16 protein-coding genes are annotated in these 10,966 nt (G+C 69.4%); 1 reads left to right on the top strand and 15 read right to left on the bottom strand.

Annotation, left to right across the window (positions count from 1 at the left end; all coding sequences use genetic code 11):
- Positions 1-33: 33 nt before the first annotated feature.
- The 8 genes from ACFY0U_RS40230 to ACFY0U_RS40265 form a co-directional block, all read right to left on the bottom strand.
- Entirely contained in the window at positions 34-384 is a 351-nt protein-coding gene (locus ACFY0U_RS40230) for a hypothetical protein (protein ID WP_388644725.1), read from the bottom strand.
- A complete protein-coding gene (locus ACFY0U_RS40235; protein ID WP_388644727.1) occupies positions 381-824 on the bottom strand; it encodes a hypothetical protein in 444 nt (147 codons plus the stop codon). Before ACFY0U_RS40235 ends, ACFY0U_RS40230 begins: the two co-directional genes overlap by 4 nt.
- A complete protein-coding gene (locus ACFY0U_RS40240; RefSeq protein ID WP_388644730.1) occupies positions 821-1,075 on the bottom strand; it encodes a hypothetical protein in 255 nt (84 codons plus the stop codon). Before ACFY0U_RS40240 ends, ACFY0U_RS40235 begins: the two co-directional genes overlap by 4 nt.
- Positions 1,076-1,116: 41 nt before the next feature.
- Complete coding sequence (locus ACFY0U_RS40245; RefSeq protein WP_388644732.1) at positions 1,117-1,650, bottom strand: hypothetical protein; 534 nt, start codon at positions 1,648-1,650, stop codon at positions 1,117-1,119.
- Positions 1,650-1,979 carry a hypothetical protein gene (locus tag ACFY0U_RS40250; protein ID WP_388644735.1) on the bottom strand — a complete coding sequence of 110 codons (330 nt, stop codon included), beginning with the start codon at positions 1,977-1,979 and terminating at the stop codon, positions 1,650-1,652. Before ACFY0U_RS40250 ends, ACFY0U_RS40245 begins: the two co-directional genes overlap by 1 nt.
- A gap of 22 nt (positions 1,980-2,001) precedes the next feature.
- Entirely contained in the window at positions 2,002-2,868 is an 867-nt protein-coding gene (locus ACFY0U_RS40255; protein ID WP_388644738.1) for a hypothetical protein, read from the bottom strand.
- Positions 2,869-2,880: 12 nt separating this feature from the next.
- The gene (locus tag ACFY0U_RS40260; RefSeq protein ID WP_388644741.1) at positions 2,881-3,411 is read right to left on the bottom strand and encodes a hypothetical protein; all 531 of its coding nucleotides are present in this window, start codon (positions 3,409-3,411) and stop codon (positions 2,881-2,883) included.
- 76 nt (positions 3,412-3,487) lie between these two features.
- Positions 3,488-3,970 (bottom strand): IPT/TIG domain-containing protein, encoded by a 483-nt coding sequence (locus tag ACFY0U_RS40265; protein ID WP_388644743.1) that lies wholly within the window; start codon positions 3,968-3,970, stop codon positions 3,488-3,490.
- A 90-nt stretch (positions 3,971-4,060) separates the two neighbouring features.
- Between ACFY0U_RS40265 and ACFY0U_RS40270 the strand changes: the two genes are divergently transcribed.
- Positions 4,061-4,720 (top strand): hypothetical protein, encoded by a 660-nt coding sequence (locus ACFY0U_RS40270; RefSeq protein WP_388644745.1) that lies wholly within the window; start codon positions 4,061-4,063, stop codon positions 4,718-4,720.
- 3 nt (positions 4,721-4,723) lie between these two features.
- Here the strand turns inward: ACFY0U_RS40270 and ACFY0U_RS40275 are convergent, their stop codons facing one another.
- The 7 genes from ACFY0U_RS40275 to ACFY0U_RS40305 form a co-directional block, all read right to left on the bottom strand.
- Positions 4,724-5,971 (bottom strand): hypothetical protein, encoded by a 1,248-nt coding sequence (locus tag ACFY0U_RS40275; RefSeq protein ID WP_388644748.1) that lies wholly within the window; start codon positions 5,969-5,971, stop codon positions 4,724-4,726.
- A complete protein-coding gene (locus tag ACFY0U_RS40280; RefSeq protein WP_388644750.1) occupies positions 5,968-6,237 on the bottom strand; it encodes a hypothetical protein in 270 nt (89 codons plus the stop codon). Before ACFY0U_RS40280 ends, ACFY0U_RS40275 begins: the two co-directional genes overlap by 4 nt.
- A gap of 101 nt (positions 6,238-6,338) precedes the next feature.
- Positions 6,339-7,640 (bottom strand): phage major capsid protein, encoded by a 1,302-nt coding sequence (locus ACFY0U_RS40285; RefSeq protein WP_388644752.1) that lies wholly within the window; start codon positions 7,638-7,640, stop codon positions 6,339-6,341.
- A gap of 151 nt (positions 7,641-7,791) precedes the next feature.
- Positions 7,792-9,657, bottom strand: a complete 1,866-nt coding sequence (locus ACFY0U_RS40290) for a 2'-5' RNA ligase family protein (RefSeq protein ID WP_388644755.1) — start codon at positions 9,655-9,657, stop codon at positions 7,792-7,794.
- Between the two features lie 197 nt (positions 9,658-9,854).
- Entirely contained in the window at positions 9,855-10,043 is a 189-nt protein-coding gene (locus ACFY0U_RS40295) for a hypothetical protein (RefSeq protein WP_388644758.1), read from the bottom strand.
- Positions 10,044-10,670 carry a hypothetical protein gene (locus ACFY0U_RS40300; protein WP_388644760.1) on the bottom strand — a complete coding sequence of 209 codons (627 nt, stop codon included), beginning with the start codon at positions 10,668-10,670 and terminating at the stop codon, positions 10,044-10,046.
- 57 nt (positions 10,671-10,727) lie between these two features.
- The gene (locus tag ACFY0U_RS40305) at positions 10,728-10,961 is read right to left on the bottom strand and encodes a hypothetical protein (protein ID WP_388644763.1); all 234 of its coding nucleotides are present in this window, start codon (positions 10,959-10,961) and stop codon (positions 10,728-10,730) included.
- Between the last annotated feature and the right edge of the window lie 5 nt (positions 10,962-10,966).

Consider the following 10,966-nt stretch of genomic DNA (forward strand, 5'->3'; position numbering starts at 1 on the left):
GGAGGGCGGGCGGTTAACGTCGCGCGGTGAACCTCACCAGGGGTTCACGTACGAGGTGATCGGCGCGGGGAAGGGTGTCGGGCGGTAGCTGTGCAGGAGGGTCTGCAGCAGGCTCTTGAAGTGGCGGTCGCGCAGGTCCTCCACGATCCGCTGCCGGGTTGTGCGGCAGGCCGGGTGAGGGGACGGGCCGATCGTGTGGAGCGGCGACAGGAGGTCACGCCACGAGCTGAGGCTCATGAGGTCGATGTCGACCGTCGCGTAGCGAACGTCGATACGGAAGTCACTAACCGCGCCGAGGTCGGTCCAGACGTCTGGTCCCGCGTCGGGCGGGGTGTGGGCGGGCGCGACCTGGAGGAAGGCAGGGCCGTGCTGCGACAGCGTCACTGTGTGGTCTCCTGGGGCGGGTGAATCGTGGTGAGCAGGCCGAACAGGTGCCGCGGTTGCCCGTCAGCGAGAGGCGAGTCGATCAGGACGCCTGACGGTCGTACGGAGCTCACGACGGGGCGGCCGGGCTCGGCCGGCTGGTCGACGAGCTCCTTCGCGGCCAGCGCGCACACCAGGGCGATGCGGCGCAGGGTGGCCGGACCGGGCCAGCCGGACGGGTCGCCGTACACCTCCAGGACCACCTCCGGTTCGGTGGCCCACTCCAGATTTCGCAGATCGCCGCCGGCGCCGGGGATGACGCGCAGATGCGGCCACGGGGCCTCGCGGACACCAGACACACGGCCGGACCCGCCGAGCACTTCCGTGACCTTGGGATGAGCGGCGAGCCAGGCCAGGACAACGGCCACCGGGTCGGCGTCCGCGATCTCGGTGCCGGTCATCCGCGGGTGCGTGCGAGGTAGCCGCTGTTTCGGAGCTGGCGGGCATACTCAGGCGCGACATGCGCCGTCTCGCCGGGCTTGATCTCCGTGCCATCGATCCGCAGGTGATGGGCGAAGGCGACCAACTCGGCAGTCTGTCCTGGGCGCAGGGGCGGGCCGAGCACGGTGACGGCGCCGGCCGTCTGGTCCTCGACGGCGGAAGTATCCGCGGTAGCGGCGGTGACGGTCTTCTTGGGGGTGTTCGTGGTCATGGCGCGCAGGGTGCAGACCGGTGTGCCGTAGTGTCGCGCCCTCAGCGGCGGGCGGCGACCGCAGCCACGGCGCGCGCCATGTAGAAGGCGCCGACGGCTTCGAGGTTGCCCGGGTAGACGGTGCCGACCTCCGCTTCGACGACAAACTGGCCGGACGCCACGACCTTCGCGGTGACGGTGCTGCCGGTGACGACCGGCGGCAGAGTGCGGATGTTGCGGGCGATGCCGTCCGGGATGGCGTGCACGCTGCACCGGCAGTTCTTGATGTTCGCGACCGCACGTGACGACTCGTCGCGCGGCTCCTTCATGTACGTGATGGGGCCGACGCCGCGGTGTTTGCGGTCCCAGTCCATGCTGTTGATCTCGAAGCGCAGGTTCTCTGGCCGCTCCTGCCCGTGGGCTTCGACATGGGTGGGCCGGACACGGTCGTCCGCGACCGTGATCCACCTCTTCGTCGGCGGGGCGAAGCGCTTCGCGGCCCGCTCTACCTCCCGGGCGATCTCGTGGACCTGGGGCGCGACCATCAGGGCCACCATGCGCTCAAGCCCCGGCGTCGGATGGAACTTGGCCGCCATCAGGGCACCTCGGGCGGGTTCAGTGAGGCGGTGACGGCGATGTAGTTCGCCGCCCCGTACCCGGGCACTCGCTTCGGGAGGGCGGTCGTCACCGTCCACATGTTGGTGCCGTCGCTCAGGACGTCGCCCTGCTTGAGCGGCCATGCCTCGGGATCGACGCGGAGGGTCCACGTGCCGTCGATCTGCTCGGTGGCCGCGCCGGGCCAAGTGCCGCGCGGCGTCGGGCGGGCGTCGGGCGCAGGCGGCACGGGCGTGCCGAGTGCGTCCCGGGCCCACGGGTGCGCGAGAACGTACGCGGTCAGCTCCCGGTCCGGGAGGACAACAGCCATGAGTGTCTGCCTCTCGGACGATTTACCAGCGGCGCCGGTAGCGGCGGCCGCCGTACGGCCAGGCGGTGGGGGTGGCCGTGGCGACGGCGCGGTAGAAGCGCGGCCGGTAGGTGCTAAGGGAATCCAGGGTGGGAAGTGCACCCACCTGGCCGGCCTGCGGCGCGGAGTCGTACGAGATCGACTGGCCTTCAGCGGACACAGAGGTGACCCGGCGAGTGGCGGACTCTGGGGCGGTGGGGTCGTTGCGGATCGCTTCGGCAGCGTGCGCGATGACGTACCGCACGATCGGTTGTTCGGCGGCCGCGTCCAGGCCGACGAGGAGATCCACGCTGTAGGTCCCGTCGAGGTTGGCGACGTACCCCTGCAAGGTCACGATGTCGTCGTACTGCTGGATTGGCCAGGCCTGAGGGTCGTTGAGCGCGTATCCGTATAGGGGTGTCACTTCAAGGAGTTGCCGCGGGGTCGGGACGAGCGGCCGGCCGAGGTAGTTGGAGACGTCCGCCTGCGCGGCCCGGATCTTCGTCCAGTACCGCTCGCGCTGCACGGCGGTCAGGGGCAGCGTGACGCCGAGTTCCTCGGCGACCTCCTCCGCGGAAGCGACGAGGCCCGTCCCGCGCGGCAGGTCGACCTTCACCGTTCGGTCCGTGAAGGTCTGCGTGGCGGACGGCTTGAAGGTGACGGTGCACCAGTACCGGCCGTCCGCCAGGGTGTCCGGGAGCGTGAACCGGTACACCGACTCGCGCACGCGGACAGCCGGGCCGGCCGAAGCCGCGGGCGTTCCAGCGCGCTCCGCGCTGTCGTACAGGTCGAGGCGGTCGACGCTGCCACCAGCGGCTGCTGGATCGCACATCGCTCCGGCCCACACCGGCCGATAGTCGTACACCGTCACCAGACGTCTCCCTTACTCGGCGGCCGAGGCCGCGTCGAGCTGCTCGCGGAGACGCGTCACGATCCGGTCGGCCTGGGACGTCTTCAGCTCCGCGCCGACCGGGACGAGGAGGCGGGTGGTGGGGGTCTTGTAGACGCCGATGCCGACGTTCTCCACCAGGCGGACGGTGCAGCGGGCCCGCTCCCCGTACAGGCCGACGGTGACGAACACCCCGTCAGGGTCGGACGGGATCTCGCCGGTTGCGTCGTCGACGATCTGGCCTTCGAGGTTCGCAGGCAGGAGCTGCTGCGCGGTCGTCAGCGTGTCGGAGTCCGGGGCGGGTTCCAGCCGCGCGGCCGGAGGTTCGAGCGGGGCGACGTCCGGAACCTTCGTCTCGATGTCAGTGGCGGAAGCCGCCTTGTTCTCGGTCTCGTCGGAGGCCGACGCGGTGCCTTCGGTGGTCTGTTCCGGCGCGGGCTCGGCGGCGACGCCGGACGTCGAGATGTCGGCCGTTGCGGCGTCGGTCTGCTCGGTCGTGGCGGTCTTGCGGGTGCGGGGCGGCACTGGGTCCTCCAGGGGGTTGGGCGTTGGCGGAGGAACCTTGGACCGCCCCGCGGCCTAACGTCGCGGCGCGAGTGGATCAGGCGTAGGTGAAGCCGCCCGTCTTGGTGACGGTGCCAGCGTCGTCGCCCACGACGACGTTCACGGCTCCGGCTGCACCCGCGGGGCTGGTGACCTGGAGCTTGCCGGACGAGAGGATCTTGAGGCTGGTGCCCGCAGTGGAACCGAACTTCACGTCGGCCACTCCGTCCAGGTTGGCGCCGGTGATGGTGACGACGGTTCCGCCGGCGGCCGGACCGGTAGCTGGGCTGATGCTCGCAATCGTCGCGGCGGGGAACAGCGCGTCGACCTGCGACTGGCGCAGGATCGCCCCCGCCCGGAAGCGCAGCACCTTGATCGACCCCTCGGGGACGGCGTCTCGGCTGTCGCTCGGGCGGGAGCCCTGGTCGTGCGGGCGCGTCTCGTACACGTCCGCGGTGACCTTCAACAGGGGGTCGCTGACGGCGGAGGCGGGGAAGGCCGCCTTCGTGATGCGGGTTCCGGACTGGGTGTAGAGGCCCATGGCGTGTCCCTTCTCAGATGGATTCAGGAGAGGGAAGGGTGAAGGAAGGGACAGCTTTGAGTCGCGGTCACGCCTCGTACGCTGATCACCATGGCGCGCAAGAAGAGCGGCAAGTACGCCGCGGACAAGTTCAAAGAGACCACGCAGCGCATCCGCGACTACCTCGACGAGGTGGACCAGGCTGGGCTGAGCGATCAGGCCATCACCTGGGCGTATGAGGCAGCGCTCAACAAGACCCACGTGGCCTTTGAACACCTGATGGAAGAGTGCCTGATCGTCGCGCTGAACAATGACCCTGAGCCATTCAACAAGGCCACAGGCATCACTTTCCCGAAGCACATGACACAGAAGGTCTGCCAGTACCTCGTTACAGGCGGCAAGTTCTTCGACTACCAGGGGCGTGGCGGGCTGCTGGGAGACATCGGCAAGTTCACCGGCGGGAAGAAGGCCAACCCGCAGCACTATCTGTACGCAGCCGTGCAGAACCCTAAGTACTTCCACGCTCTGGAGTTGCTGATCGGGCTGAGGAACTACGCCGCGCACGAAAGCCCGCAGAGCAAACTGGTGCTCCGGAAAGCGATCGTTGCTTACCGGTTGAAGATCACATCCACTCCAACCAATGTCCAGCTCGCGGGAACGAACGCTCCCACAGCAGCCGGAGCATGGCTGAAGAAGCAGCAACGCTTCGCCTACATCCTTGACCGTCTCGACGCCCTGGCAGACGAGATTCACCAGGGCGCCCCGTACTGACGATCAGAGGATGCGCAGGTCGTCCCAGCCCTGTGCGGTCACGGAGAAGACCAGCAGACCGGGTTGGGAGACTTCACCGGAGCGCATCGCCCACCAGTCCGATCCGTTGTCCAAGGTCGGGGCCTGGACCCAGAGGCGGCCCGCGCCGAGCTGCTGGGTGCGGAAGTGGTGGTAGTGGCCGGAGACGAGAATGCGCGCGTCGGCGATTGGCTGGCGTCCGAAGGTCTGTGCCCGCCACCAGTCGCCTGCCTTGTCGGGGCGCGGGTACTGGTGGCCGTGGGCCAGGCCCACGATCGTCCCAGCCATGTTCAGGGATACGGTGTCCCGCCACGGCTCCGGGGTCACGAAGGACACGTGGCCGTAGGCGTCCGCGTTCTTGGAGTACGCGTCGGCGATCTGCGCCATCACCTCGATTCCCCAATCGTCCTGGGGCGGGCCGACAGCGTCCTTGCCGCGCCGCACCCTCGCGTGGTTCGAACCGCACGTGGCAGCTACGACGCGCGGGAACGCGGTGGCGAGCCGGTCCAGGCCCTCAAAGGTCAGCCTGCGGTGCACCCTGACCATCTGCGTGAGGGTCAAGTCGTTGGTGAAGGCCTGCGAGGTGACGTTCTCGAAGCCCTCGATGCAGTCGCCGGCGTCGAGCCAGTATGCCGAGTCCGGGGCTCTCCCGATCTTCCCGAGATCGCGGAGGTGATCCTGCAGTCGGTCGAACCGTTCCGCGATCCGCCCGACGAGTTCCTTGGTGCCGCCATCACGGCCGACCTTTCCGGCCTGCGGGTCGGCGTACACCACGGCGAGCGCGCGACCGCTGTCGTCGGCCGGGGTGCGCGGCTTGCGGCGGCGCCGCATCACGTCTCGTACCAGCGAGTTGAGGTCTTCGGCCGACGACCAGCCGGGCACGGTCGGCTCGATGAGGTAGCGGCATCGCCACACGGGCCGGGTGACCGCGTCCTCGCCCTGGGCGTCCCGATGCCACGCGGCCGGGTCGTGCCGGGCTTCCACCAGGCGCACGCGGTATCCGTCGGGGACGACCAGGCCGAGTTCCTCGACCCGGGCCCGCCACCCGTTCTCGTCCTGGGGTGGCGGGTCGGCGGCGGGGGCGGTGACGAGCATGGCTCCGTCCGGCTCCCACTTGACGCCGGGCTCCCAGCCCTTCGGCGCGGTCGACGGTGGGCGGGTGATCTCGGGCGGGGTGGTCTGCGCTGGCGCGGTCGGCGCGAGGAGCGTGTCGAGCTGGTCGTCGAGGCTCATGTGGTGCACCTGCATCCGTTCGAGGCACCTCGGCGGCGGTGCCGTGCGACGGCCGGGGCTTGCACCCGATGCCCGTTGTCGGAGAGGGCGTTGGCGATCTGCGTCGCGGAGATCCCCGGAGCGTCAAGCAGGGTGCGCAGCTTCTGCGCGGTGTCCTCGTCGAGCACTTCGAGGATCGTGCTGACGGTGCAGCGCGGGCCGCGCGGGGCCGGCGGTTGATCGGTGAGCTGATTGAGGGCCCCCATCAGCCCGTTCTCGTCTGCCACGACAGTCCTCGTTCTCGTGCTGGGAAAGGGAGGCGGGGCCGGACCGTATGGTCCGGCCCCGCGGTGCGTCTCCGGCGTGGGCCGGGTCGGGCCCGGCCGGGTTACACCGGCGTGGTCCAGGTGCCGATGACGAACGACTCCGGGCGAGAGACCTCGAGCGCGACTCGCTCGTCGGCGCGGAAGGTCAAGACGCCCCTCTCAAAGTTGTCGGCGTTCTCGCTGGAGACGGTGACGCTGACGTTCTCGCGGTCGTAGAGCTGGGCTCCCATCCCGAAGGAGCCGAGCAGGTACTGGCTGTCCGGCATCGCCGTGGTCTCGACCACGTTGATCCTCCAGACCTTCTTCTGCGCGCCCACGGCGACCTGGAGGGCGACGCGGAAGGCGCCGTTGTCGTCGGTCTCGACCTCGACCTCTTCCCACATGGTCGGGGACAGGACGACGCCGGTCGGCTCGTACTCGGCGAGCAGCGCCTTGGTCATGGCCCGGCGCATCTGGATCGAGAACTTGTCGGTGTTCTTCCCCACGTACTGCTGTACGCCGGGGGTGTTGAACAAGCCGACGATGGATGTGCCGTCGCCGCCCTGGCTGTGCAGGAGGTCGTAGTCCTCCGCGAACTTCACGCCCTCGACGAGGCGGCTGTTGATGAAGGTCCGCAGGCGCGGCTCGTCGGACAGGATGTTCTTGTGGCCATCGAGGAGATGGGCGATCTCCGCGATGGGGAACGCCACGGGCTCCAGCTTCAGCTTCGACCGCGGGGCCTTGCCGAAGACGTCGGTGTCGAGGCCGGTCGGCGCCGAGACGCCGTCCGCTGCTCGCCTCTCCGGGACCTGGGCCGCGTTGTTGACCCACCCGGTCTCACGGATACCCAGGAGGACCGCGGACTTGGTCTTGGCGGACGGGAACAGGTCGCGGATGTGCCACTTGCGGCGCTGGGCCTCGGTGATGCCGAGGTCCTGGACGGAGCCGAGGGCCTGGTGGGTGTGCGTGCCGGCCGACAGGGAGAAGATCGACTTGCCCTCGATCTCGGCACGGATGTATGGCCGTTCCTTGAACTCGCTGGCCGCGGCGCGCTTGTAGGCGTCGGACTCGGTGAACAGCTCACCGAGGCTCTTCGCCTCCGTGCCGCGTGAGGCGCTGCCGTAGAACTGGCCGGCCGCGGGGGTGCCCTCGGGGGCGTTGAGGTACTCGGTGAGGTTGTCGGCGCCCTGCGCGGCGTCGATGAGCCCCTTGATCTCCTGGGCGTCGCGGACGGTTCGGACGTACGCGTCCCGCTGTTCGGTGCTGACGACGAACTTGCCGTCCTCTTCCTTGAAGGTCGACGCGATGCGGTCGGCCTCCGCGCTCTTCTCCTGCAGTTGAGTCTGCAGGTTCCGGAGCAGGCTCTTATCGGTAGCCGTAGCCATGGTGGTGTGTTCTCCCGGTGCTGGGCGTGGCGATGGACATGCGTCGCTCGCCCGGCCAGCACCGGGACGACCCGAAACGCGCGGGCATTGGAGAACACCGGAGGGGTTAACGTCGCGCGCTCAACTCGCAGGCGCAGCGCACGACGTCGGTTCAGGCGCGGAGGGAGGCGAGCTGCGCCTTGACCTCGTCGGGGTCCAGGACAGCCCGGTCGTTGGGCTTGATCGGCGTGTATGGCTCGTTGCCGTCCTCGTCCTCGCCATCGGAGCCCCACTGTTCAGAGCCGTCCTCGTCGTCCCACAGGTCGACAGGCGGCGTCGACGTCGGCTCGTCTTCTGCGTCGTCCGGGAGTTCCTCGTCGGCGTCAGCAGGCGCTTCCTCGTCGGGAAGGAAGTCGTCGCCGACGTCCTCGTCCTCCTCCTCGTGTGGCGGGTCCTGTTGCTTCTGCTTGGCGGTGGGGACGGGGGCGCCCTTCTTGGCGAGGGCGGCGAGGAGGCGTTCCACGCTCGGCTGGAGCGTGCCGACCTCGTCGGGGGTGGCGTCGGAGACGGTGATGAGGGCGGTCGCATCGTCGAGGGCCTGCGCGGACGGCTTCATGAACCGGGCGTCGATCTCTTCGTCAGCGCTGGCCGGTCTCTCCTTGCCGTCGACGGGCACGGCGACCGTGGCGAGTTCCACGGCCTGCGGTGTTCCCAGGTCCACGTCGAAGCCGTCGACCGTGTACGGGATGGCGTACGTGGTGTTCTCGCCGCGGTCGCAGACGACGACGATGGCCCGGTCCGGATAGGTCGCTTCGACGCTGGTGAACGAGTCGTCGCCGCAGTCGAAGAGGGAGCGGGCGGCCTCCGCGATGCGGTTGCGGAGCTGCTCGTACGAGTACGGGGTGAGCGCGGGCATGGCGGACTCCAGGGGCAGGTTCTTCGCTTCGAGAACGGCGGCGCGAGCGCTCTTGCTCTCCGCGGCGTGGATGGCGGGCAGTTGCTCGGCGTTGCCGCGGTTGAGGGTGAGTCCGCCGGCGGCCTTCGCTTCCAGCAGTACGGCGGCCGCGGTCTTGGCTTCCATGCTGGCCTGCGGTGTAGCGGCGTCGACGGGCGGACCGGACAGCGGGATCGGGGTCTTCTTCGGCCCCTGTACGACCACGACTTCGTCGAAGTGCACCGGTATCTGCGGGAACGGGGCGACGCCGGGCAGCCGGTAGCCGAGGGTGACGTGTGGGGTGAATCCGTGGTCCTCGCGGAACTTGTCGGAGTACACGGAGAGCCGCAGTGCATCAGCGATCCGCGTGCGGAGCTCGCTCAGACCGGCAACGTCGACCGGCACCCAGGTGACCTCGCCGTCCCCCGTGTCCGGGAAGCGGCCGATACCGCCGATGCTGCCCTCCAGCGGGTTGGCATCTGTGAGCGCGCTGCGCACCAGATCGGCCAGGTCGTCAGGGTGGCCTCCGAGCGCGGCCGCATCTCCCAGGTATGCCAGGGTGATGTGCAGGTCGCGGGGAGGCGTTCCCTCCGGCTGCGCGATCCGCTCCGCAGCGTCTCGGGGCAGGGACAGGGCGATCATGGCGCCCCGGCCGACTTGCTGCTCGGCGTCCTTGTGGTCGAGTTCGATCGCCGACCACGTCGACTTGTGCTCGATCCCCTCTCCGGACATACCGGACTTGACTTCGAGGGATCGGGTCAGTGGGTGCGCACCGTGCAGGACGGGACTGACCTCGTACAGGTCCAGAGAGTGAATGATCCGCACACCGTCGTGCCGCTTGCTGGCCCCGCCGGGCGGCACCTTGTAGCCGATAGAGAACTGCGCTTCACCGTGCTCGTGCCACTGCCGGACCTGCTCATACACGTCGCGGCCGCGGGCGGTGCGCATGTTGAACTGGACGAGAGCAACCAGCGCGCCGGCCTCCTTGGGCCAGACAGCGCCACCGGGGATCGTCGCGAAGCGCGGGTCTCCGGGCTGCCACTCCTCGATCTCCAGAACGACCCCGATAGGGTCTTTCCACTCGTGGTGGAAGACCGTCTTCACCCGTCGGGTCGCCAGCGTTCTGGTGAACGCTCCCGGGAGGATGAGGTCACTGACCTCGTCGACAACACCCGTGACGGCGAAGATCGCTCGTGCGGTGCCGTGACGAATAGACGGCTTACGGGGTGGGGGGCTCGGCACGGCGGGGACCTCCAGGGCGCGGGGTGATCAAACCCGCGCACCGTGCCCCCGCCGGGGCCTTACCGTCCCGCGCTGTCCTCCTGGGCCTTCTCGGCCTCCTCGAAGGCGAGCTTCCAGTAGCGGGCCCTGAAGCGCTGCTCGGGCCCGCCGTTGGCGTCGTAGGGGCAGTCCTCCTCTGTCTTGCCAGCCGCAACCGCAGCGTGAGCCTGGGCGGCCACGGCGAGCACCGTGACGCGATCCATTGCCACCTACTTGCCTCCCTTCTTGGGCTTACGGGCCCCGGGGAACGGCGCATCGCCGTCCTCGTCGTCCTCCTCGTCAGGGGACTCTTCCATATCCGGGTCCGCCTCCGCCGACTCCGTCAGCTCGTCCTCCTCGTCGGCGTCGACGAAGGGATCGTCCTCGGAGTCGGTGGTCTCCGCGGCCGCGGGGTCGGCGGCGTACGGGTCCGTCGCCTCGCTCCCGGCCGGGTCTTCCTGCCCGCCGGGAGCGCCCGTCTGGTCTGCGCCCGGGTCGCTTGAGCCGGGCTGCGTACTGATGCGCTGCATCTGCGCGCCGTCGACGTCGAGAGCCCAGGCGCCTTCGTCGCTGTACCGCCACACCTGACCGGTCGCGTCCCGCACCCAGCCCGTGACTGTGCCGTCCGGGGCACGGTCCAGCCAGGCCTCCTCGCCGTCCTTGCCGGTGAATGCGGCGAACGCACTGGCCGGATCGCTCTCGTCGCCCTCGTCGTACGGGTCTCCGGCCCACGGCCGGGAGTCGTCGTGTGATGGCGGCTGGAGTTCGTCGGAGGGGGCGGGCGGGCCCGGCGGCGCCCCGCTGGCTGGTTGCGCGGGCAGGGCCTTGATGGAGAACGCGAATCGAGTAGTGGTCACGGCGGGGAGGGTGAAGGGCACGGTCGGCTTGTGTCCCGGCCAGCCGCGCCCCGGCCCTCAACCGCCTTGCTCGACCAGGTGGGTTCGCTGACGTAGCAGCGCGAGCACGGCCTGCGGGTCGCCAGGGTCCAGTTCCCGGCGGGGCCCGACCGGGCTGAGTAACACCGGCTTCCCCGTGTACTGCTCGACCAGCGCCCGGATCCGGGCCGAGCCGATCACCGGCCGGTCGGCCCGGCCGGTGATCTCGACCTGGTAGGGGCAACCGTCCTCGAGAACTCCGGTCGCCAACATGCGGG

Source organism: Streptomyces sp. NPDC001536 (genome assembly GCF_042894505.1).
In the GTDB taxonomy this organism is placed as follows: domain Bacteria; phylum Actinomycetota; class Actinomycetes; order Streptomycetales; family Streptomycetaceae; genus Streptomyces.